This is a genomic window from Salipiger bermudensis, from assembly GCF_019801965.1.
Classification (GTDB): domain Bacteria; phylum Pseudomonadota; class Alphaproteobacteria; order Rhodobacterales; family Rhodobacteraceae; genus Salipiger; species Salipiger bermudensis_A.
The window spans coordinates 66760-88265 of the sequence record NZ_JAHVIA010000004.1 but is presented as its reverse complement, the minus strand read 5'-3'; the positions used below and the strand labels follow the sequence as shown (position 1 = coordinate 88265).

Sequence of the window (21506 nt, the reverse complement as noted above, 5' to 3'; positions counted from 1 at the left end):
CGGGCCACTTCCGCGCCAAGCTCCTTTCCATGTTTCCGATCCGCGATCACAACCCGTCGGGCCGCACGCCCTATGTCACCTACGCGTTGATCGCGGCCAATATCCTCATCTTCGTGAGCTATTGGGGGCTGTTCCAGAACCCGCGCGCGCTCAACGCCTTCTTCGTCGACTGGGCGCTGATCCCGGCGCTGGTCAGCGAAGGCTACGGCTTCAGCGGGCTGCTGACCTCAATGTTCCTGCATGGCGGGCTCGCCCACCTGGCCGGCAACATGCTGTTCCTGTTCATCTTCGGCGACAATATCGAGGATGAACTGGGCCACGCGAAATATCTCGGCTTCTACCTGGCCTCCGGCCTGATCGCGGCGCTGGTGCATTATCTCTCGGCGCCGCTCTCACCGGTGCCCACCGTCGGTGCCTCCGGCGCCATCGCCGGCGTCATGGGCGCCTACCTGCTGATGTTTCCCAGGGCCCGGGTCGACATCCTCGTCATCCTGATCATCATCTTCAAGATCATCCCGGTGCCGGCCTGGATCCTGCTCGCCGTGTGGTTCGCCCTGCAGCTCTTCGGCGGCTTCGGCCCGGCGGGCGACGGCTCCGGCGTCGCCTACTGGGCTCATCTCGGCGGCTTCGTGGCCGGCATGGCACTGATCACCCCCACCTGGCTGCGCCGCGGCGGCCCGGCCTTCTGGAGCCGCACCCACGGCCACCCGCCCCACCCGGCGGGCCGCTACACCGACACCACCCGCATTCCGAGGATAGGACGCAGACGATGAGCCACGAATTGAAGGACCCGATGATCGGCCCCTTGAAGGCCACCTGCCATTGCGGCGCCGTCGAGCTGCGCGTCATGCTCTCCGAGGGGCTTGCCAGCGCCCGGCGCTGCGATTGCTCCTTCTGCCGCCGCCGCGGCGCCCCGGCGGTCTCGGCCCCCCTCGACGGCGTCGAGGTGGTCAGGGGCGCCGACAAGCTGACGCTCTACCAGTTCGGCACGATGACGGCGCAGCACCATTTCTGCTCGGTCTGCGGCATCTACATGTACCACCGCCGGCGCTCGAACCCGAACCAGTACGGCGTCAACATGGGCGCGATCGAGGGCGTGAACCCGGCCGAGCACGAACCCATCCCCTGGACCGACGGGGTCAATCACCCCTCCGACCGGTAGCGCCCGGCCGCAGGGCCGGGATGCCTCCGGCGGGAGTATTTGCGACGTAGAGAAGAGCTGGGCGCGGCGCGGGGCGGCCTCGGGTGGTGGCGGATGCCGGTGCGCCATCGTGGCGTTGCGCCCGGCCGCAGGCGCGGTACGCCTCCGGCGGGAGTATTTGCGACGTAGAGAAGAGCTGGGCGTGGCGCGGGGCGGCCATGGGTGGTCGCGTGTGCCGGTGCGCCATTGTGGCTTTGCGCCCGGCCGCAGGCGGAGGACGCCTCCGGCGGGAGTATTTTGCGATGTAGAGAAGACAGGGGCGCCGTGAGGGGCGCCGTGTCAGACCTCGCGGATGATCTTGGCGAAGCTGTCGTAGATCGAATTGTTTGCGCAGAGCAGGGAGCCGCTCTCCAGTGGATCCTGCCCCTCGCGCACGCCGTCGACCAGCGCGCCGGCCTCGAGCGCGATGAGATAGCCCGCGGCGATGTCCCAGAGCTTCAGCTCGCGCTCCCAGTAGCCGTCGAAGCGGCCGGCAGCGACATAGGCGAGATCCAGCGAGGCGGCGCCCCAGCGGCGCACGCCGGCGCATTCCGGCATCAGCTTGGCGAAATCCTTCAGCGTCGCCGGCAGGGTGTTCTTGGCGGCGTAGGGAATGCCGGTGGCGAAGATCGCCTCGATCATCCGCGAGCGGCCGGACACGCGCAGGCGGCGCGAGTCGTTGAGCCAGGCACCGCTGCCCTTCTCGGCGTAGAACATCTCGTCCTTGGCCGGGTCATAGACCACGGCGGAAACGATCTGGCCCTTGTGCTCGAGGGCGATCGACACGCCCCAATGCGGCAGGCCGTGCAGGAAGTTGGTGGTGCCGTCGAGCGGATCGACGATCCAGCGCCGCGTCGGGTCGGCGCCATCCTGGGAACCGCCCTCCTCGGCCAGCCAGCCATAGGTCGGACGCGCACCCAGCAGCTCTTCCTTGAGGATCTTCTCGGAGGCGATGTCGGCGCGGCTGACGAAGTCGCCGGCGCCCTTCATCGAGACCTGCAGGTTCTCGACCTCGCGGAAATCCTTGACCAGCGACCGGCCCGCTTTGCGCGCCGCCTTGATCATGATGTTGAGATTTGCACTGCCCTGCATGGTCGGATCCCCGGAAATGGTTCAGGCCGCGCATATACGCGGCCTGTCCGAATTTGCCAAGGGGCGCGGCGTCAGTTGCTGACCACGCCCTTTTCACCCTCGGGCGCATAGGCGCGCGGCAGGTAGCTGTTCTGCGTCGCCACAGTCACGCGCGGCCTGGAGACCGGGTCGTAATAGGTGCCTGCCGTCGGCACGCCGCAATAGATCACCCCGCCCACGATCACCGGCTGCTTGCCCGCCGGGCAGTAATTCGCCGCCGGGTAGGCCTGGATCAGCGGCTGGCGGCTGGGATCGGCGGTGGCATCGCCCTTGTAGGCATCGTCCCAGGCCAGCGCCTGCGACGCGGAAATCGTCAGCGCCGCGGCGACGGCGAGAAAGGTGAAGGCGCGCATCTGGTCCCCCCGTGAAACCGGATTGATGGAAAAAATCTCGTGAATTCAGGGTATCAGCGCCGGACCGCGAGTCAAACATCTTGGCGAAAATAAGGCAGTTTGCTCTCGGGCCGCCCGGCTGCGAGAACAATCGCGCCGCAGAAAGGCGATTGTTATCGAAACGCGTCAGGTCTTCAGCAACCGGTCCGCGCGTTTGCGCACCAGCACCGTCCGCAGATCGTGCATCGCCAGCAGCAGCGCATCGGTGACCTCGTCGAGCTGCGCGTCGCTGGCCTTGGACTGGGCCCATTGCGTCGTCAGGTTCAGCCCGTCGATGGCGCGGTGGATGTCGTCCATGTCGCGCATCGCCAGCAGCGCCTGCCGGTCGGTCATCCAGCGCCGGATCGCGCTCAGGTCGGAATCGCTGAGCACCCGGTCGCCATGTGGCTTGATCTCGCCGCGATTGACGTTGACCACGGCGATCTGGTCCATCTCGATGCGGCGCTGGCGGTTCTCGGTGTCGACTCGGAACACCGTCGCACCGTTGTCGCGGACGCGAAAATAATACTCGGGAAGATCGCCTGACATGTCCCCTCCTCTCTCCTCGTGACAGCCCCGGCCAGCGGCGCCGGATCCAGCGCCTCAGCTCAGGCCGGCACAGAAGGCCGCGATGCGGTCGCAGGCCTTTTCCAGGTTCTCGTCGGAGGTGGCATAGGAGATGCGGAAGTTCTGGCTCAGGCCGAAGGCCGCGCCGAAAACCACCGCCACGCCGTTTTCCTCGAGCAGCGCGGTGCTGAACGCCTCGTCACTGTCGATCCGCACGCCGCCCTTCGAGGTCTTGCCCAGCAGCCCCTCGATCGAGGGATAGACGTAGAACGCCCCCTCCGGCACCGGACAGGTGATACCCTCGATGGCATTGAGCCGCGCGACCACCAGGTCGCGCCGGCGCTTGAACGCCTCGGCGCGCGGCGCGAGGTAATCCTGCGGGCCGTTGAGGGCCTCGACCGCCGCCCACTGGCTGATCGAGCAGGGGTTGGTCGTCGATTGCGACTGGATCTTGCGCATCGCCGCGATGAGCTCGACCGGACCGCCGGCATAGCCGATGCGCCAGCCGGTCATGGCATAGGCCTTGGAGACGCCGTTGCAGGTCAGGGTGCGGTCGTAGAGCGCCGGCTCGACCTGCGCCGGCGTACAGAACTCGAACCCGTCATAGGCCAGGTGCTCGTACATGTCGTCGGTCATCACCCAGACATGCGGGTGGCGCATCAGCACCTCGGTGAGCGCCTTCAGCTCGTCCCGGGTGTAGCCCGCGCCGGTCGGGTTCGAGGGCGAGTTGAACAGGAACCACTTGGTCTTCGGCGTGATCGCCGCCTCAAGCAGCTCGGGGGTGATCTTGTAGCCGAGCTCGGGCTTGCCCTCGATGATCACCGGCGTGCCCTGCCCCAGGAGCACCATGTCGGGATAGCTCACCCAGTAGGGCGCCGGAATGATCACCTCGTCGCCGGGGTTCAGCGTCGCCATAAAGGCGTTGTAGAGCACCTGCTTGCCGCCGGTGCTCACGCTGATCTGGGAGGGCTGGTAGTCGAGCCCGTTCTCGCGCTTGAACTTGGCGCAGATCGCCTGCTTGAGCTCGGCGATGCCGTCGGGCGCGGTATACTTCGTTTTTCCCGCATGGATCGCCGCAATCGCGGCCTCCTTGATGTTTTCCGGCGTGTCAAAATCGGGTTCGCCGGCCCCGAGTCCGATCACGTCCTTGCCCTGCGCCTTGAGCTCGGCGGCAAGCTGGGTCACCGCCACGGTGGGCGAGGGTTTGACGCGGGCGAGGGTGTCGGAGAGGAAAGCCATGGGGCACCGTTTGTATTGAGATCAGGACTGTCATAGGGTGCGCCCCGCACCCGTTCAAGCGGCATCCGCCGCAAGGTCAGCGGCCCAAGGGGCCGGGAGGAGCGCAGAATGAACGACACCACCGACTGGTATGGCCCCGACGCCGCCACCTTCGGCGACCGCATCGCCGCCGCCCGCGAGGCCGCCGGCATGGGGCAGGAGAAGCTGGCCCGCCGCCTCGGCGTGAAGCTCAAGACCCTGCATGGCTGGGAAAACGACCTCTCCGAGCCGCGCGCCAACAAGCTGCAGATGCTGGCCGGGCTGCTCAACGTGTCGATCATGTGGTTGCTCACCGGCGAGGGCGACGGCATATCGGGCCCGGAAGAGACCGAGGCCGCCCTGCCCGCCGATGTGAACGACGCTCTGCTGGAAATCCGCGCCCTCAAGACCCAGATCCAGACCGCCGGCGACAGGCTCGGCCGCCTGGAAAAGACCCTGCGCCAGCTGCTCAAGGAGGACGCATGACCGAGACCCCGGAAAACCGCCTGAAGAGGCTGACCATGCGGTCGATGCGCCGTGGCATCAAGGAGATGGACATCATCCTGATGCGCTATGCCGATGCGAGGCTCGCCGGCATGGATGCGGCCCAGCTCGACGCCTACGAGGCGCTGCTCGAAGAGAACGATCAGGATCTCTACCAGTGGGTCTCGGGCCAGCTCCCGCCCCCCGCCACGCTGAAGCCGCTGATTGACGATATCTCGCAGGTCGCCTGCAATCCCTGAGGTCGGCACGGTTTTTCATGTCTTTGGCGTGATTTAACCGATTGTTGGTGTTTTTCCCCCAAACCTGCCTGTCACAAGGAACAGGCGGAGACGGTGATGAGCATTCATGCCTCCATGGGGAAGAAGCCGTTCAGCGGTTACATGACCGGCTATCTCGAGACGCTCTCGCTCGTGGAGCGGCTGCACCGGCTTCTGCTCGATGTCATAAAGGACGAGTTCGAGCGCACCGGCCTGCTCGATATCAACGCGGTTCAGGCGCTGCTGCTCTACAACATCGGCGATAACGAGGTGACGGCGGGCGAGCTGAAATCGCGTGGCTATTACCAGGGCAGCAATGTCAGCTACAATCTCAAGAAGCTGGTCGAGATGGGCTACATGCACCACCAGCGCTGCGAGATTGATCGCCGCTCGGTGCGGGTCCGGCTGACCGCCAAGGGACGCGAGGTCCGCGACATGGTGCAGACCCTGTTCGAGCGGCATTCAGATGGGCTCGAAGGGCGCAACGTCATCGATATCGACGGGCTCGACAAGATCAACACCTCGCTGCGCCGGCTGGAACGGTTCTGGACCGACCAGATCCGGTATATCTACTAGCGGCGGGCACCGCTCCGGCCGCAGCGCGAGGCCCAGATGCGTATCGATATATTCTAGAGGCGCTGAGTGCCATTCAGGCAGTGGTCGGGGTCCGTTCGATCGACGCTGAAGGCGCTGACCACAGCCCGGGCAGAGATTCGCGATCCGCTCGATGCACGCCAAAGGCGCTGACCGCAGCTCGGGCGGACGTCGCGATCCACCGGCGCAGCGCGGGTCAAGGCTGCATCCGCATTGCCCGGTTCCCGCAGATACCTCGTTCGCCTAGCGCAGCTCCGGGCGGTCGCCGCTCTGGCTCTCCAGCCCGCCGATGATCATGTCGTTGAGTTCGCGGAACAGCTTCAGCGTCATCGCCCGGCGGAAATCGGCATAGCCCTGCGCCACCTCGACGAAGGCGCCCGGCCCATGCGCCACCTCGCCGCGGAAATACTCGACCACCCGCGGATCCGAGCCCAGCACGGCCAGCCCGTTCACCGTCACGTCGCCGAAGGGAAAGTGCAGGTAGGCCTGCTGCGGGCGGAAACCGTCATTGGTGATGCCATCACCGGAGACATCGATCACCCGCCGCAGGCAGACCGGCGCGCGGTCGAGCATGGCCGAGCCGTAGCCCAGGGCGTAGCCCATCGCGGTCGGGAAGCGATTGTGGCTGCGCGGCGCGGCGAGGATCTGGCCGATGGCCTGATCGAGCGCCGGCTGGTCGCCGATCACCGTCCAGTCGAGCACCACGGTGGATTGCCGCCGCCCGCTCCACTCGTAGACGCCAAGCGCCACGCGGCCCTCCCCTTCTAGGATCGAGCGCGCGATGTCGGGGTCGGCCAGCGCCGCGGCCAGCCCCTCCTTCTGCAGGCGATACTCCTCCTCGTCCACCGAGGAGGAGACATCGAGCGCCAGCAGAAGCGCCAGTCGGCAGCCCTCCGCCGCGGCCGCGCCGGTCCAGAGCGTCAGCCCCAGAGCGGCCGCGGCCGCGAGACGAAGGGCCGCCGACCTTACCAATGGCCCGTGTTTTCCATGCTGGCCCAGGGCTCCTGCGGGTCCAGCGCGTCGCCCTGCTGCAGCAACTCGATCGAGACGTTGTCGGGCGAGCGCACGAAGGCCATGTGGCCGTCTCGTGGCGGGCGATTGATGGTCACGCCATTGTCCATCAGCGTCTGGCACATCTCGTAGATGTTCGGCACCGTGTAGGCGAGATGGCCGAAATGGCGCGAATCCGACGGCAGGCCGTCGTCGCCATCCCAGTTGTAGGTCAGCTCGACGTCGGCGGTGCCGTCCGCCTGCTCCGGCGGGCACAGGAAGACCAGCGTGAAGCGGCCCTTCTCGCTCTCGGTGCGGCGGCGCTCGACCAGCCCCAGCAGCTTGTAGAATGCGATGGATTTGTCGAGGTCCTTCACCCGGACCATGGTGTGCAGGTACTTGATACCCATAGCGCACGCTCCTTCCTATTCAGTTCTTGACCAGAGAGTAGAGAGCGTGGCGCATATGTCGAGAGCCGAGGCTCTGCCTGCCGCTTCAAAAGCGGCTGATCGACGCCGCGAGGCTGCGCCGCGTCCGGCCAAAAACTGGCCTAGCACCACCCTATATAGTTTCCATCCACCGAGCTTTCCGCCATATATGGGGCTTATCGACTCGCAGACCGAAGAAGGGATTCCCCATGCCGCTCAGCCCGGAACAGCAGGCCGAAATCGACGCGCAGCGCAGCGAGACGCAGCCCACCCTGCGCGCCGTCTCCGCCGGCATGGAGGCGCATCTCTACACCGCCAAGCCGGTGCTCGATCACGGCTTCGTCCGGGTCATCGACTACATGGGCGACGACGCGGCGATCTGCCAGGCGGCGCGGGTCTCCTACGGGCGCGGCACCAAGTCGGTGAGCAATGACGAGGGGCTGATCCGCTACCTGATGCGGCACTGGCACTCGACCCCGTTCGAGATGTGCGAGATCAAGCTGCACGTGAAGCTGCCGATCTTCGTGGCGCGGCAGTGGATCCGCCACCGCACCGCCAACGTCAACGAATACTCGGCCCGCTACTCGATCCTCGACCGCGAGTTCTACATCCCCGCGCCCGAGCATCTGGCGGCGCAATCGGTGACCAACAATCAGGGCCGCGGCGAAGCGCTCGAGGGCGCCGAGGCCGACCGCGTGCTGCGCTACCTGCGCGACGACGCGATGCGCGCCTTCGACCACTACGAAGAGATGATCTCGACCGAGGACCAGCAGGGCCTCGCGCGCGAGCTGGCGCGGATGAACCTGCCCGCCAACACCTACACCCAGTGGTACTGGAAGGTGGATCTGCACAACCTGCTGCATTTCCTGCGCCTGCGCGCCGACAGCCACGCGCAATACGAGATCCGGGTCTATGCCGAGGCGATCTGCGAGATGGTCGCCGACTGGGTGCCCTTCGCCTACAAGGCGTTCGAGGATTACCGCATGGGCGGCGCGCAGATGTCCTCGACCGCGCTTGATTGCGTGCGCCGGATGCTGAAGGGCGAAGAGGTCACGCAGGAAAGCTCGGGCATGTCCAAGGGCGAATGGCGCGAGTTCAAGGCGGTACTCGACAGGGAAGGCTGAGGGCCTTCCCTTGGGGGCGCCGCTGCAAAGCCATTTCCCGAAACGATCGGAGCCGCCGCGCATCGCCGGACCGCGGGGCGGCGAAACCACTGTGGAATCCCTCGATTTATCCGGGCCAAGTCCGAAAGACCTCGAAGCTGAGTGCCCAGCCCTTCCAAATCGCCGGCCCGTGCGGGCGGTCCGGCGATGCGCGGCGGCCTTCGGCCTTGACTCCGCGCAGGCCACGTTCGACCGCTCGTCTACCCCTTACTCCGCCGCCTCGACCAGCGGCAGCCCCCCGATCCGCGCCAAGAGCGCGATGATCTCGTCAACGCCCTTGCCGTGGCGCAGCGAGGCGAAGACGAAGGGCCGCCCGGCGCGCATCGTGGTAGCGTCGCGCTCCATCACCTCGAGCGAGGCACCGACATAAGGCGCCAGATCCGTCTTGTTGATCACCAGGATGTCCGACCTGGTGATCGCGGGTCCACCCTTGCGCGGGATCTCCTCGCCGGCGGCGGTGTCGATCACGTAGATCGTCACGTCGGCCAGCTCGGGCGAGAAGGTGGCCGAGAGGTTGTCGCCGCCGCTCTCGATCAGGATCAGGTCGAGATCCGGGTGCGTCTCATTGAGCTCGGCGATGGCGGCGAGGTTGATCGAGGCATCCTCGCGGATCGCGGTGTGCGGGCAGCCGCCGGTCTCCACCCCCTTGATGCGGTCGAGCGGCAGCACCTGCTGGCGCATCAGCTCCTCGGCATCCTCGCGGGTGTAGATGTCATTGGTGACCACCGCCATCGACAGCCGGTCACGCAGCGCACGCGCCAGCGCCGCGGTCAGCGTGGTCTTGCCGGCGCCGACCGGGCCGCCGAGGCCGACGCGCAGGGGTCCATTGGGGGATGCCATCATCTCTCTCCGTTACGATCTGAAAAGCCGGGAATACAGCATGTCATGGCGCTGGCTGGCGATGTCAACCAGCGGCGCGAAGCCGCCGAGATCGTCGAGCCCGGCGCCCTGGGCGCGCGCCGCCAGCTCGGCGCAGAGCGGCGCCAGCGCCTGCACCACGCGCTGCCCGTCGGTCTGGCCCAGCGGGATCAGCCGCACGCCGGCGCCCGCAAGGTTCGACGCGAAGGCCTGCAGGTAAAGCCTGAGCGCCTCGGTCAGGGGCAGCTCCAGCGCCCGCACCGCAAGGCCGACCGCCACCGGGTAAGGTGCCGCCGGAATCTCCAGCCCCCAGACATCCGAGACGGTGGCGGCGAAAGCCCGGCCCTGCTGCTCGGTCTCGAGCCGTCGCTCCGCCGAGGGCGAGAGCGCGAGGCCCAGCTCCGAGAGCATCGCGGGGTCCGCGCCCTGCGCCGCCTGCGCCAGCAGCACCGCGTCGGACCAGCCGGCGCCGTGGCGCAGCACCGCCGCAAGCCAGCCCTGCAGGGCGCTGGCATCGCCCACCTGCCCGGCCTGAACCGCCGTCTCGAGCCCGTGCGAATAGGCGAAGGCGCCCACCGGGAAGGCGGGCGAGAACAGCTGGTGCAGGGTCAGCGCGGCGTCAGTGCTCATGGTCGTGGTGATGGTGGTGGCCGTGATCATGCCCGTGGTCATGGCTGTGCCCATGGTCATGAGAATGAGAGTGGGGGTGGCCATGCGCGTGGGAGTGCGCGTGCGCATCCGGCCCATGGCTGTGCGAATGGTCGTGGCCGTGGGTGCGGCCGTGGCCATAGGCGCCGCCCTCGGGGGTGAAGGGCTCGTCGACCTCCGCCACCGTGGCACCGATGCGCTGCAGCATGTCGCGGATCACGTGATCGCGCTGGATCAGCAGCCGCGCGGGCTCGATCTGGCACGGCGTGTGGCGGTTGCCGATATGCCAAGCGATGCGCGGCAGGTCGTCGCCGCTCACCGCGAGCAGCGGCTCGGAGGCGGCCTGCACCTCGATCAGGCGCCCGTCGGTGAGCTTGAAGGCATCGCCATGATCGAGGCTCTCGGTATGCGCCAGATCGACGAGGAAGCCCGCGCCCGAGCCCGCGGTCAGCACCTTGCGGCGCAGGAAGCGGTCTTCATAGGACAGGGTGACGATGTCCGAGGCGGTCTCCCAGTGGCCCTTGCGGGCGATCTCGTGAGCGGTGGGCAACTGGGTCATGTCATGTCCTTGGTCTTGGTCTTGAAGGCGGCGCGGCGGGGCCGGGAAACGAAGAAGGCCACGGCCCGGACGATCCCGGGCGCGTGGCCTTGATGCATGTCTCCGGCGCGCGCGTCAAAGCGCGCGGCGCGGGCGGAGATCAGAGGTAGTAGACGTCGTGAAACACGTGGCGCACGATGTCTTCGCGGCGGATGCCACGCTCGGCCAGCTCGGCGTCGGACAGGCGCTGCAGCGTCTCGATGCGGCGCAGGCGCGGGTTCGCTTCGCCCATCGCAACGATCACGTTGCCGATCGAGGCCAGAAGACGGGTAAAGAACGGTGCGGCGGCGTGGCGCTCGCTTGCGGTCATGAATGCCATTTGTAGGAACCTTCCTATTGGTTATCAGGTCCCCTCCCTTGCCAACAAGGTAAGCGATGCTGTCCGAGTTCTCAAATGCTGCATCTGCATTGTCGGGTTTCTGCAGGTGCATAGGTCGCAGATGGTTCAATATTAAACTTTCCACTGGTTTCCCGCCTATCGCACCGCTTCGACGCTGACGAACCGGTACCGGTCTTCGCCATGCGCATGGCTGGACTGCACCAGGTAGGACACTCCGAGTTCCGGAAGCCAGTTCACGTAGTCGGTCACCTCGTAGGGGTCGGGGCTGTAGGTCTGGATCACCGGAATCATGTCGAAGGTGCAATTGCCGACGCCGATCTCGGTCATCGGACCAAAAGCATAGGTCTGCTCCTCCGGCTCGGAATAGCCCGCCTCCTCGACCGTAACATCGACCGACCAGCCGCCCTCGGGCTGCGGCAGCGGCATCTCGGCAACCGGCACCGGGTAGGAGAACTGCACCTGCGTGTCGGGCAGCACCTCGCCATCGACCAGCGCTACGTTGTCGAGCACGTAGAGCCCCTGCCCCAGCAGCACCCGGCTTTCCTCGCTGCCGCTGGTGTAGACCGACTGCACCACGTTGTCGCTGACCCGGCGAAACAGCTCGGTATCGCCGTCGAGGGTGCGAAACAGGATCCCGGTGTCGAGATCGCGGGCGGTGGGACAGACCGCCGGCGCCGCGGTGGGCAGCGCCAGCGCGAGGAGGGGGAGAAAGAGCTTCATGACGAGCCCCCTACCCCGTTGCCTCAGTAGAGGAAATAGCGCTGCGCCATCGGCAGCTCGGTGGCCGGCTCGCAGGTCAGCAGCTCGCCATTCGCGCGCACCTCGTAGGTCTCGGGATTGACCTCGACCTCGGGCGTCTCGGAATTGTGGATCAGGTCCTTCTTGCCGATGCCGCGGGTGTTCTTCACCGCAACCGTCTGCTTGGCGAGGCCCAGCGAGGCGCCGATGCCCTCGGCCTGCGCCGCCTCGGAGACGAAGATCACCGCAGAGTTCTCTACCGAGCGGCCATAGGCGCCCCACATCGGGCGCGAGTAGACGGGCTGCGGCGTCGGGATCGAGGCGTTGGGATCGCCCATCTGGGCGCAGACGATGGTGCCACTCATCAGCACCATCTCGGGCTTCACCCCGAAGAAGGCCGGCGACCACAGCACCAGGTCGGCGCGCTTGCCGACCTCGATCGAGCCGATCTCCTGCGACACGCCATGCGCGATGGCCGGGTTGATGGTGTATTTGGCGATGTAGCGGCGGACGCGGAAATTGTCGTTGTAGCCGGTCTCGTCCGACAGGCGGCCGCGCTGCTTCTTCATCTTGTCGGCGGTCTGCCAGGTGCGAATGATGACCTCGCCGACGCGGCCCATCGCCTGGCTGTCGGAGGCGATGATCGAGAAGGCCCCCATGTCGTGCAAGATGTCCTCGGCGGCGATGGTCTCGCGCCGGATGCGGCTCTCGGCGAAGGCCACGTCCTCGGGGATCGACTTGTCGAGGTGGTGGCAGACCATGAGCATGTCGAGATGCTCTTCCAGCGTGTTGGCAGTGTAGGGCCGCGTCGGGTTGGTCGAGCTCGGCAGCACGAACTCCTCGCCGCAGATCTTGATGATGTCGGGCGCGTGCCCGCCGCCCGCACCCTCGGTGTGGAAGGCGTGAATGGTGCGGCCCTTCATGGCGCCGACGGTGTTCTCGACGAAGCCGGACTCGTTGAGCGTGTCGGTGTGGATCATCACCTGCACGTCCCAGGCATCGGCAACGCTCAGGCAGTTGTCGATGGTGGCGGGGGTGGTGCCCCAGTCCTCGTGCAGCTTGAGGCAGCAGGCGCCGGCCTTGATCTGCTCTTCCAGCGGCGCCGGCAGCGAGGCGTTGCCCTTGCCAGCGAAGGCGAGGTTCATCGGGAAGGCGTCGGCGGCCTGCATCATGCGCCCGATATGCCAGGGCCCGGGCGTGCAGGTGGTCGCCAGCGTGCCATGCGCGGGGCCGGTGCCGCCGCCCAGCATGGTGGTCAGGCCCGAGTGCAGCGCGTCCTCGATCTGCTGCGGGCAGATGTAGTGGATGTGGCTGTCCATGCCGCCGGCGGTCAGGATACGCCCCTCACCGGCGATCGCCTCGGTGCCGGGGCCGACGATGATGTTGACGCCGGGCTGGGTGTCGGGGTTGCCGGCCTTGCCGATCTTGTGGATGCGGCCGTCCTTGAGCCCGACATCGGCCTTGTAGATGCCGGTATGGTCGACGATCAGCGCGTTGGTGATGACGGTGTCGACCGCGCCCTCGGCCCGTGTCGCCTGGCTCTGGCCCATGCCGTCGCGGATCACCTTGCCGCCGCCGAACTTCACCTCCTCGCCATAGACCGGGCTGTTGCCGCCCGCGGCCTGTCCCACCGCCTCGGCGGTCAGGTCACGCTCTACCTCGATGATCAGGTCGGTGTCGGCGAGGCGCAGCTTGTCGCCGGTGGTGGGGCCGAACATGGCGGCATAGTCGGCGCGGGAGATCGTGGCTGGCATGTCTGGGTCTTTCCTCGGCTGTCAGGCAGGCGCCGCCCCGAAGCGGCGCGCGTCATGGCGCTTCGCCGAATTCGGGTGGCCTGCTAAGGTGGATATCACGTGCGCGTTATCTGCGGAAAATCTCAGCGCACGACAGGGATGGAGAACACGATGACTCTCAACAGACTGGCGGCGATGGCCGCATGCGTCGGAGCCTGGACGGGCTGCGCGGTGGCGGAACCCGACCTCGCAAGGGGCGAATATCTGGTGCGCGGCCCGGCGGGCTGCGGCAATTGTCATACGCCGATGGGGCCAGACGGCCCGGTGGCGGGGATGGAGCTGGCCGGTCGGCTGGTCGACAAGAACCCGGGCTTCACCGCCTACGCGCCCAACATCACACCGGCCGGCGCGATCGCCGACTGGAGCGATGCCGAGCTGGCGCGGGCGATCCGCGAGGGCATCCGCCCCGATGGCAGCCTGATCGGCCCACCGATGCCCTTCGCCATGTATCGCGGCCTCGACGACGACGATCTCGCCGACATGGTGGCCTTCCTGCGCACGCTCGAGCCGCTCGAGAACGAGGTCCCGGCCTCCGAGTACACCATCCCCCTGCCCCCGGCCTACGGCCCGCCCGTCGAGAGCGTCAGCGCGCCCGAGCGCGGGGTCACCGTCGAATACGGCGCCTACCTGGCGGGGCCGGTGATGCATTGCATGGAGTGCCACTCGCCGATGAGCCCGCAGGGGCCGATGCTCGACGCCGAGCATCTCGGCAAGGGCGGGTTTGAGTTCCACGGCCCGTGGGGCACCTCGACCGCCGCCAACCTGACCAGCCACGAGGACGGGCTGGCGGGCTACAGCGATGCCGAGCTGAAGACGATGATCACCGAGGGCAAGCGCCCCGATGGCAGCCCGATGCTCCCGCCGATGCCCTATGGCTACCTCGCGCAGACCACGCCCGAGGATCTCGACGCGGTGATCCTCTACCTGCGCAGCCTGCCACCGCTGCCCGACGCCTGACACGACACCCGCCACGACGCCGGGGCCAGCGCGGCGCGCGGGCGCCCTCGCGGGCCTGACGGGAGCGGTCGGACGGCGGGTCATCGGCAGGTCCGGTCTCAGACCGGGGTCTTGTCGTCGCCGCCCTCGGCGGCGACGGCCACCGGCATCTCCGGCGGCGTCGAGGGCGCACGGTGGCGGCGCGTCTTGGGCGCGACCTCGGCACTGCTGGGCACGGCCTTCAGCGCGGCGCTGGAGCGCCCGGCGCGCGGACGCGGCAGCGGGCGGCCACCACCGGCGATGGCCACCGGGCCGCAGATCCCCATGCTGACCGGGCCCCGCATCGCCGCCATGCTCGGCAGCACCGAGGCCAGCGGCGGGCGCACGCCCCAGAATGCCTTCTGCTGCATCACCCCGGCCTCGTAGACGGCTTGGGCCATGCGCATCTGCAGGCTCATCATCTGCACGCCCATCTGCATGGCGGCAAATCCCCAGTAGGTCGGCATCGGCAGCATCAAGGCATCCTCCTCGTGGTTGCGGCTCGGCTCAGAAGGTCAGGTTCGGCCCGCGCTTGGCGAGCCGCTTGCGGTTGGAGCGCGCCTTGCGCTCCAGCGGTCCGGCCCAGGCCATGACCACGCGCTCCGGCGCGGCCCCGCCCATCGCGGCGCGGCTGGCATCCCACCAGCTCTGCATCAGCGCCGGGGTCTTCTCGGTCACCATGCGCATGCTCTCGGACGGATCGACCGACCACAGGCCGGCCATGCCGAGCGTCCGGTAGGCCACCACCTGCTGCGCCTCCGCCGCCAACGAGGCGACTTTCAGCGCGCTGCGCTGCCATTCCAGCATCTGGCTGAACATCTCAGAGCGCCCCCATGATCTTCTGGTTGAAGCCATAGATCTTCCGGGCCCCGGAGATCGGGATCAGGTTGACCTCGCGGCGCTGGCCCGGCTCGAAGCGGACGGCGGTGCCGGCGGCAATGTCGAGCCGCATGCCGCGCGCGGCGTCGCGGTCGAAATCGAGCGCCGGGTTGGTCTCGGCGAAATGGTAATGCGAGCCGACCTGCACCGGACGGTCGCCCGTGTTCGCCACCATCAGCGTGATCGCATCGCGATCGGCGTTGAGGGTAATCTCGCCCTCGGCGGGGATCAGCTCGCCCGGGATCATTTGCGGCCCCGGAGGCGCGCCAGCGCCAGCGGTGCGCCCACCGCCACGACGCCGAGCAGCGCCACGACGATCAGCCACGAGGCCCCGTCATGCGGGTGCACATGCGGCGCATCGCCGGAATGGGCCAGCGCCGGACCGGCGACAAGGGCGAGAGGGAGAGCGTATTTCATCTATCGTGTCCTTCTGAGGGGAGATCAGCGGATCGGATTGTGGACGGTGACCAGCTTGGTGCCGTCGGGAAAGGTGGCCTCGACCTGCACTTCGTGGATCATCTCGGGGATGCCATCCATGCATTGCTCGGCGGTGATGACCTGCGCACCGGCCTCCATCATCTCGGCCACGGAGCGGCCATCGCGGGCGCCCTCGACCACCGCGTCGGTGATCAGCGCGACCGCCTCCGGGTAGTTGAGCTTCACGCCACGGGAGAGGCGTCTGCGCGCCACCTCGGCGGCCATTGCGACAAGCAGCTTGTCCTTTTCGCGGGGGGTCAATTGCATGGGTCAGATCATCCAGGGTCGTGGAAGTTCGGCGCCGCTCAGGCGACGCAGGACAGGGGCAAGGTGGCCCCGCAGGGTGTAGCCGTCAACGGAAACCAGACGGATCACCAGAAGTTCCTCGGAGAGCGCCGAGACGCCCGCCGACACCGGCAGCATCTCGCGCAGCGCGTCACGCATCGTGGCCGCGCCGGGGGCAGCATGGACCACCGTGGCAACCGCGCCGGCGCCGTTGCCAATCGCCGGATCCGCCAGCGTGGCGGCGGCGTCGCCGCGCAGGTGCAGCCGGTCGGCAAAGGCCAGACGGCCATCGATGCGCAGGTCGATGCGGTCACGCAGGCGCAGGTCGTGCAGCACCTCGCCCATCGCGTGACGGCCGAAGACCAGCGCCTCGCAGGCGGTCAGCCTTGCGTCCGCCGCCATGTCGATGCTCAGCCGCCGGTCGAGCGCCCCGCCCTCGAAGAGGATGGTCTCTTGCGGCAGCCAGTCGAGCCGCGCCCCGGGGGCGAGGCCCAGCCGGGTCTCGACCCGGCCGGTCTCGGCGGGCAGCGCGCGGTAGACGCGCTCGGCGGCTTGCGTGGTCATCACCAGGTGCGCGCCGGGCGCGACATCGGCCGCGACCTCGAACGCATCGCCCCCGGTGACCCCGCCCGAGCTGTTGAGATAGACCGCCTGCAGCGCGTCTTTCGCGCGCGGAAACAGCAGCTTGGAGCTGCCCGACATGTGCAGGTCGGAGATCACGGAGCGGCCGTTGCGCAGCCGGGCGCCGAGCCGGGCCTTGCCTCTGGCGCGCTGCGCGGCACTGGCGGCGGGCGCGGTCATATCCGGCTGATCGTATGGTATGGCGCGGCCCTCCTGCGGCAGGCACCCTTGGCAGACCCTGCGGGAAGAGCAAGCAAGCGCCCCGCCGCGCCGCGCTTTGCAGGGAGCGCGCCCGGCCCAAATGCGCACACGAAAGGCAGATTTCCAAGAAGCGCCCGAAAAATGGGCTTCGAGAAAATCACCCGTCCCGCCCGTTCTCGGCCCGCGCCCTCACCCCCTGGTCGCAGCGCGCCGGCTTGAGGTCGAGCAGCGGCGTGCCGTCGAGACAGTCGAGCCCGCGTACCACCAGCACCGGCCCCTCGCGGCGCAGAAGCCGCACCACCGAGCTGCCGATCGGGTTCGGGCGCTGTGGCGAGCGCAGGCTGAAGGTGCCGCGCGGCCCGTCGCTGCCGCGCGGGCGCTGGGTCAGCAGGTCGCGGCGCGAGCGGTCGAGCCAGTAGAGCAGCTCGAGCCAGCCCTTGCCCTCGACGCCTTCAAGCGCCGGCTCGAGACGCGGATCGAGCTCGACGCGGCAGTCCGGCCCGGCCTCGGGATCGCCCTGCCGAGGGCAATCGTCGCGGGTCTGGAAGGGCGTGCGGATCCGTCCGATGAAGCGCAGCCGCGCGTCATCGGCGGGCGGCAGATCGAGCGTGGTCTCTCCGGGGCGGATCTCGGCCTCGTCCGACATCAGGGATCTCCTCGTGTATACCCGGTGTTGCGCGCAGCCTAGCGCCAAGCGCCCGACGCCGCCATACGCTCAGCCGCCGTTCAGCCCTTGCGCGCGGCCTTCAGCCCCTCGAGCGCCATGCGCGCCCCGTCGGCCACCACCACCGGCACCGCCTGCGCCTCGAGCGCCAGCCGGTAGGGCTGCGCGGCGTTGCCCTCAGCAAGAATGGCGACGCTCTGGCCGAGCCAGTAGGGCTTGGCCGCGGCAAGCTCCATGCCCACCAGAAGCCCCATCGCGCGCGACGCCGCAAGGCGCGGCGCAAGCCCGCTGAGCAGCCGCTCGGCGCGGATCACCGCAAGCTCGCCGGCAAAATTCGCCGGTCGGCCCATCGCCTGGTCCGCCGCCTGCAGCAGCGCGTCCTCGTCGAACGCGCCCGGCTCCTCGACCTCCAGCGCCTCCGGCGTGCCCAGCAGCTCGAAGAGCGTGCCGGTCAGGAAGCTGCGGAAGCTGACGATCTCGCCGGCGCTCACATGCACCCAACGGCTCTGCGAGCCCGGCAGACAGATCACCCCGTCGAAGCGCGGGTTGAGCGCGAGGAAGCCCGCGACCCGGGTCTCCTCGCCTTGGAGCACATCGACCGGGCGCTGCTGCGCGATGCCGGGCAACCGTTGCAGATCACCGTCGCGCTGCGCCTGCGCCAGCTTCGGCGGCGCGCAGGGCACCGCGGCGAAGGGCAGCTGCGCTGCGCCGCTGAGCACGACGGGCGTTCCCGCGGCGAGGCCGGGCAGCGCGTGGCCGAGCGTGCGCGCGAGATCCTCACCGCCCTCGGCGATGCACTCGGTCTGCGCCAGCACGGTGTCATCCGCAGCCATCTGCCAGATCCGCAGGCGGCTTTGCCTCAGTTCGGCGGCGATCCAGTCGGGCGTTGTCATGGGCAGGCCTCCTTGTCGCGCGACAGGTACGCCCGGCGCGGCCCCGGTTCAAGGCCGGCGCGATCCTCGGCTCAGGGCCACCAGGCCTGCCCGACCTCGACCAGCAGCTTGAGGCAGAGCAGCCCCAGCGCCACGTTGACCAGCACGAAGAAGGCGCGCTCGGGCAGCCAGCGGGTCAGGCGATAGCCCGTCCAGGCGCCGAAAAGCGCCAGCGGCGCCAGCACCGCCACCTGCTTCAGGCTCTGCCAGTCGAGCTGCCCGGCGAGGATGTAGGGCGGCAGCTTCATCCAGTTGATGCAGGCGAAGGTGATGGTGGCGGTGCCCGCAAACATCATCTTCGGCATCTTCTGCGGCAGGGTATAGGCCTGGAACGGCGGCCCGCCGGCATGGCTGATATAGCTGGTGAAACCGGCCAGCGCGCCCCAGAACAGCCCGCGCGGCACATCCGCCGGGCGGGCGGCGAAGTCGCCCGCGAGCCGCTTGCGCAGCGCATCGCCCAGATAGCCGAGCCCGATCAGCGCCACCACGAGCTTGGTTGCCTCTACCGGCACGCGCGAGATCAACAGGAAGGCGACGAAGATCCCGATCGCGGCGGCGGGGATCAGAATCTTGAGGTTGCGGGCCGAGTAATACCCGCGAAACAGCCAGACGGCGTAGATATCGGCGAGGATATACATTGGCAGCAGCAGCCCGGCGGCCGCGGGCGGCGGGATGAAGACCGACAAGATCGGCACCCCGAGCATCGCCACCATCGGCAAACCGCCCTTCGACATGCCGACAAACAGCGTTGCCACCGCCGCCGCGATCCAGAAAGCCACCGTCTGTTCCAAAGCCTGCCCTTCGTTGCGCCGCGCCACTGCGCCCGTCATGCACCGGACCGGGGGCGGCGAAAAGGCCAAAGCCGTCAGGCGGCTTCGAGGGCATGCTGTTTCAGCAGCGGGCAGGTCAGCTCGGTGTCGTCCTGCAGCGGGCGGTTCGGCCTGAGCCCGGCCGCCTTCAGATCGTCATGATAGGCGCGGGCCGCCTCGAAGGAAGACATGCCGTCGCGGATCACCCGGCGCATCGCGACCAGCATCAGCACCGGATCCTCGCAGTTGAAGCTCTCGCGGCTGAAATTCGCCAGCCGCGCCCCGTAGCGCTCCGCCTGCGCCAGCCGCTCGAGACAATCGCGGGTGGTGCCGCCGCGGCAGCCGGTGATGCCGATGACGATGCGCGAGGGATGCCAGGACGCCAGCTCCTCCGTGGCGGCGGGGCCGAGATACTCGGCCTCGATGAAGATCGGCCGCTCGCGCCGCGCCACTCCGGCAAGGCTGCGGATCATGATGTCATTGCGGTAGGCGGCGTAATCGGCATCGCCGGTGTCGATCTCGATGGCCGGGTCAGAAACCTGCAGGAAATGCCGGATGCCGACCCGGCTGGCGAGATCGCGGAACTCGGAATAGGCGGTCAGCGTGGCATGATCCTGCACCGGATCGTTGTAGAAGGTCATGCCGTAGAGCCCGAGATTGGACACCGGCTTGACCGCGTCGAGCCGCGACGAGCGGAACGGCAGCGCCGGAAAGGCCGGGTAGGCGCCGCCGCGCACCCGCCATGTATCGGTGGGATCATTGAGCCGCACGGCGGGCGTGGCGCTGGCGCGGGCATAGACGCCGGTTTCCGCCAGCATCTCGGCGGTGGAGAGCGATGTCAGCACGATATCGGCAAGATCGCTCTCGATGACCCGCTTCACATCGGCGCGGTAGGCGGCCAGCGGGCGCGGCCGGTTGAGCCCGTCGCGGCCTGTGGCCGAGCAGCCGCGCAGCAGGTCGGCATCCTTGGCGAAGGTGATGAGGAAATCGCGGCGGCTGTAATCGCCCGCCGTGATCTTGGCCAGTTTGTCGTCGATCCGTCTCATATCCGCCTTACCGTCCAGTCCGCCTTACCGTCCAGCCGCCGCCACTCTCCGCCGTGCCGTCAAGCGGCCGCGATCCGCTTCACGCTCGAGCCGCCGCTCCATCGTCAAACCGCCGCTTCATCCTCAAGCTGCCGCTTTGCCCACAAGCCACCGTTTCACGCGCAAGCCGCAGCTCGACCATCAAGCCGCCGCCGCGATGCGCCACACCGCCCCGATGCGCCACACCGTCAAGGCGCTGCCACGCCACCACGGCGCCCCGCCCGTCGCGAGCGGTGCCGGGGCAGAGTAGACCCAGATGGCTTACGCAATGGTAAACGTGTTCAGACCGGCACGACGTCGACGTGGTGGGTGGTCTTGTGCGAGCCCGAGGAGCGCAGCGATCCCTTGATCGGGGCGACATCGGAATAGTCTCGTCCGATGGCGACGGTGACGTGATCGGTGCCGGCGCGGATGGCATTGGTCGGGTCGAACTCGACCCAGCCGGTCTCCGCCCCGCACCAGGCACGCACCCAGGCATGCATGGCGTCGGCCCCCTCGAGGCGCTTCTCGCCCTCGGGCGGGATGGTGCGCAGGAAGCCCGAGACATAGCCCGCCGGGATGCCCAGCGCCCGCAGCCCGGTGATCATCACGTGGCTGATGTCCTGGCAGACGCCGCGACGGGCGCGGAAGGCCTCGATCGGCGTGGTCGAGACCTCGGTGGCGCCGGGATCGAAGGAGAAGGCCTCGTGCAGTGCCGCGCTCACCGCGTCGACCGCCGCCAGCGCCGAGAGCCCCGGCGTGACGCAGTCGCGCACGAAGGCGGCGATCTCGGGCTCGCGCCGCAGCCGTGGCGAAGCGCCGAGGAAATGATGCGGGCTCTCGGGCGCGATGCTCTGGATCTGCGCCACCTCGCGCGGGACGTCCTCGACCGCGCAGGACAGGTCGAGCCCGCGCGGCGGCTCGCGGCGCAGCACCCGCCCCTTGAACAGGAAATCGATATCCGTGAGGCGGCGCTCATGCGCCAGCTCGGTGCAGGGATTGCCGAAGAAATCGTGATCGTCGATGCGATGATCGGGGGCGGGGTCGGTGGTCACCATGCCGGCCAGAAGCTGCTGCTCCGGAAGGGTGCGCGGCAACATCCGCAGCAGCGTCCGGCTCGCCGCCGCCGGGCTCTCGTACTCGTACACGATGCGCAGCGTGATGTCGTATGTCTGGCTCATG

Annotated in this window: 30 protein-coding genes; 7 read left to right on the top strand and 23 right to left on the bottom strand. The window is 68.1% G+C overall.

What is annotated here, in order from left to right; genetic code table 11:
- Positions 1–29 precede the first annotated feature (29 nt).
- Both KUV62_RS09915 and KUV62_RS09910 read left to right on the top strand, forming a co-directional pair.
- On the top strand, positions 30–773 hold the full coding sequence (locus KUV62_RS09915) for a rhomboid family intramembrane serine protease (protein ID WP_222603540.1): 744 nt from the start codon (positions 30–32) through the stop codon (positions 771–773).
- A 20-nt stretch (positions 774–793) separates the two neighbouring features.
- A complete protein-coding gene (locus KUV62_RS09910; protein WP_222603904.1) occupies positions 794–1162 on the top strand; it encodes a GFA family protein in 369 nt (122 codons plus the stop codon).
- A gap of 318 nt (positions 1163–1480) precedes the next feature.
- Here KUV62_RS09910 and KUV62_RS09905 read toward each other — a convergent pair whose 3' ends face one another.
- From KUV62_RS09905 to KUV62_RS09890, 4 genes are all read right to left on the bottom strand, one after another.
- A complete protein-coding gene (locus KUV62_RS09905; protein ID WP_222603539.1) occupies positions 1481–2272 on the bottom strand; it encodes an inositol monophosphatase family protein in 792 nt (263 codons plus the stop codon).
- Positions 2273–2343: 71 nt separating this feature from the next.
- Complete coding sequence (locus KUV62_RS09900) at positions 2344–2664, bottom strand: hypothetical protein (protein ID WP_222603538.1); 321 nt, start codon at positions 2662–2664, stop codon at positions 2344–2346.
- A 165-nt stretch (positions 2665–2829) separates the two neighbouring features.
- Positions 2830–3231: a hypothetical protein gene (locus KUV62_RS09895; RefSeq protein ID WP_222603537.1), complete on the bottom strand. Its 402-nt coding sequence runs from the start codon at positions 3229–3231 to the stop codon at positions 2830–2832.
- A 54-nt stretch (positions 3232–3285) separates the two neighbouring features.
- Positions 3286–4488 (bottom strand): pyridoxal phosphate-dependent aminotransferase, encoded by a 1203-nt coding sequence (locus tag KUV62_RS09890; protein ID WP_222603536.1) that lies wholly within the window; start codon positions 4486–4488, stop codon positions 3286–3288.
- Positions 4489–4596: 108 nt separating this feature from the next.
- Between KUV62_RS09890 and KUV62_RS09885 the strand changes: the two genes are divergently transcribed.
- The 3 genes from KUV62_RS09885 (at position 4597) to KUV62_RS09875 (ending at position 5843) form a co-directional block, all read left to right on the top strand.
- Entirely contained in the window at positions 4597–4992 is a 396-nt protein-coding gene (locus KUV62_RS09885) for a multiprotein-bridging factor 1 family protein (protein WP_222603535.1), read from the top strand.
- Entirely contained in the window at positions 4989–5249 is a 261-nt protein-coding gene (locus KUV62_RS09880; protein ID WP_222603534.1) for a succinate dehydrogenase assembly factor 2, read from the top strand. Before KUV62_RS09885 ends, KUV62_RS09880 begins: the two co-directional genes overlap by 4 nt.
- A gap of 96 nt (positions 5250–5345) precedes the next feature.
- A complete protein-coding gene (locus tag KUV62_RS09875; protein ID WP_222603533.1) occupies positions 5346–5843 on the top strand; it encodes a MarR family winged helix-turn-helix transcriptional regulator in 498 nt (165 codons plus the stop codon).
- Positions 5844–6104: 261 nt separating this feature from the next.
- On the opposite strand, the gene KUV62_RS09870 is transcribed toward KUV62_RS09875, so the two are convergent.
- Both KUV62_RS09870 and KUV62_RS09865 read right to left on the bottom strand, forming a co-directional pair.
- A complete protein-coding gene (locus tag KUV62_RS09870; RefSeq protein WP_222603532.1) occupies positions 6105–6833 on the bottom strand; it encodes a DUF1194 domain-containing protein in 729 nt (242 codons plus the stop codon).
- Positions 6827–7261: a VOC family protein gene (locus KUV62_RS09865; protein ID WP_222603531.1), complete on the bottom strand. Its 435-nt coding sequence runs from the start codon at positions 7259–7261 to the stop codon at positions 6827–6829. The genes KUV62_RS09870 and KUV62_RS09865 overlap by 7 nt, the downstream gene beginning before the upstream one ends.
- Positions 7262–7488: 227 nt before the next feature.
- On the opposite strand from KUV62_RS09865, the gene thyX reads away from it, so the two are divergent.
- Entirely contained in the window at positions 7489–8403 is a 915-nt protein-coding gene (gene thyX / locus KUV62_RS09860) for an FAD-dependent thymidylate synthase (RefSeq protein WP_222603530.1), read from the top strand.
- 246 nt (positions 8404–8649) lie between these two features.
- On the opposite strand, the gene ureG is transcribed toward thyX, so the two are convergent.
- The 6 genes from ureG to ureC form a co-directional block, all read right to left on the bottom strand.
- Positions 8650–9282: an urease accessory protein UreG gene (ureG, locus tag KUV62_RS09855; RefSeq protein ID WP_222603529.1), complete on the bottom strand. Its 633-nt coding sequence runs from the start codon at positions 9280–9282 to the stop codon at positions 8650–8652.
- A 12-nt stretch (positions 9283–9294) separates the two neighbouring features.
- Positions 9295–9930 carry an urease accessory protein UreF gene (locus KUV62_RS09850; RefSeq protein ID WP_222603903.1) on the bottom strand — a complete coding sequence of 212 codons (636 nt, stop codon included), beginning with the start codon at positions 9928–9930 and terminating at the stop codon, positions 9295–9297.
- Entirely contained in the window at positions 9920–10507 is a 588-nt protein-coding gene (gene ureE / locus KUV62_RS09845; RefSeq protein WP_222603528.1) for an urease accessory protein UreE, read from the bottom strand. Before ureE ends, KUV62_RS09850 begins: the two co-directional genes overlap by 11 nt.
- A 139-nt stretch (positions 10508–10646) precedes the next feature.
- Entirely contained in the window at positions 10647–10865 is a 219-nt protein-coding gene (locus KUV62_RS09840; RefSeq protein WP_222603527.1) for a DUF1127 domain-containing protein, read from the bottom strand.
- Between the two features lie 156 nt (positions 10866–11021).
- On the bottom strand, positions 11022–11606 hold the full coding sequence (locus KUV62_RS09835) for a hypothetical protein (RefSeq protein WP_222603526.1): 585 nt from the start codon (positions 11604–11606) through the stop codon (positions 11022–11024).
- Positions 11607–11629: 23 nt separating this feature from the next.
- Positions 11630–13378 carry an urease subunit alpha gene (gene ureC, locus KUV62_RS09830; protein WP_222603525.1) on the bottom strand — a complete coding sequence of 583 codons (1749 nt, stop codon included), beginning with the start codon at positions 13376–13378 and terminating at the stop codon, positions 11630–11632.
- A 150-nt stretch (positions 13379–13528) separates the two neighbouring features.
- Between ureC and KUV62_RS09825 the strand changes: the two genes are divergently transcribed.
- Positions 13529–14374, top strand: a complete 846-nt coding sequence (locus KUV62_RS09825) for a c-type cytochrome (protein ID WP_261395539.1) — start codon at positions 13529–13531, stop codon at positions 14372–14374.
- Between the two features lie 98 nt (positions 14375–14472).
- Here the strand turns inward: KUV62_RS09825 and KUV62_RS09820 are convergent, their stop codons facing one another.
- From KUV62_RS09820 to KUV62_RS09770, 11 genes are all read right to left on the bottom strand, one after another.
- Positions 14473–14868 carry a hypothetical protein gene (locus KUV62_RS09820; RefSeq protein WP_222603524.1) on the bottom strand — a complete coding sequence of 132 codons (396 nt, stop codon included), beginning with the start codon at positions 14866–14868 and terminating at the stop codon, positions 14473–14475.
- Positions 14869–14899: 31 nt separating this feature from the next.
- Entirely contained in the window at positions 14900–15211 is a 312-nt protein-coding gene (locus KUV62_RS09815) for an antifreeze protein (RefSeq protein ID WP_222603523.1), read from the bottom strand.
- 1 nt (position 15212) lies between these two features.
- Positions 15213–15518: an urease subunit beta gene (locus KUV62_RS09810; protein ID WP_222603522.1), complete on the bottom strand. Its 306-nt coding sequence runs from the start codon at positions 15516–15518 to the stop codon at positions 15213–15215.
- Entirely contained in the window at positions 15515–15688 is a 174-nt protein-coding gene (locus tag KUV62_RS09805) for a hypothetical protein (protein ID WP_007797995.1), read from the bottom strand. Before KUV62_RS09805 ends, KUV62_RS09810 begins: the two co-directional genes overlap by 4 nt.
- 24 nt (positions 15689–15712) lie before the next feature.
- A complete protein-coding gene (locus KUV62_RS09800) occupies positions 15713–16015 on the bottom strand; it encodes an urease subunit gamma (protein WP_222603521.1) in 303 nt (100 codons plus the stop codon).
- Between the two features lie 3 nt (positions 16016–16018).
- Positions 16019–16834, bottom strand: coding sequence for an urease accessory protein UreD (locus tag KUV62_RS09795; RefSeq protein ID WP_222603520.1), 816 nt, complete (start codon positions 16832–16834; stop codon positions 16019–16021).
- A 178-nt stretch (positions 16835–17012) separates the two neighbouring features.
- Positions 17013–17501 carry a tRNA (N6-threonylcarbamoyladenosine(37)-N6)-methyltransferase TrmO gene (gene tsaA / locus KUV62_RS09790; protein ID WP_222603519.1) on the bottom strand — a complete coding sequence of 163 codons (489 nt, stop codon included), beginning with the start codon at positions 17499–17501 and terminating at the stop codon, positions 17013–17015.
- 80 nt (positions 17502–17581) lie between these two features.
- Complete coding sequence (locus KUV62_RS09785; RefSeq protein ID WP_222603518.1) at positions 17582–18412, bottom strand: 2-dehydro-3-deoxygalactonokinase; 831 nt, start codon at positions 18410–18412, stop codon at positions 17582–17584.
- Between the two features lie 71 nt (positions 18413–18483).
- Positions 18484–19230 (bottom strand): sulfite exporter TauE/SafE family protein, encoded by a 747-nt coding sequence (locus tag KUV62_RS09780; protein WP_315901574.1) that lies wholly within the window; start codon positions 19228–19230, stop codon positions 18484–18486.
- An 86-nt stretch (positions 19231–19316) separates the two neighbouring features.
- A complete protein-coding gene (locus tag KUV62_RS09775; RefSeq protein WP_222603516.1) occupies positions 19317–20306 on the bottom strand; it encodes a hypothetical protein in 990 nt (329 codons plus the stop codon).
- 320 nt (positions 20307–20626) lie between these two features.
- Positions 20627–21505: a transglutaminase family protein gene (locus KUV62_RS09770; RefSeq protein WP_261395537.1), complete on the bottom strand. Its 879-nt coding sequence runs from the start codon at positions 21503–21505 to the stop codon at positions 20627–20629.
- Position 21506: the final 1 nt, after the last annotated feature.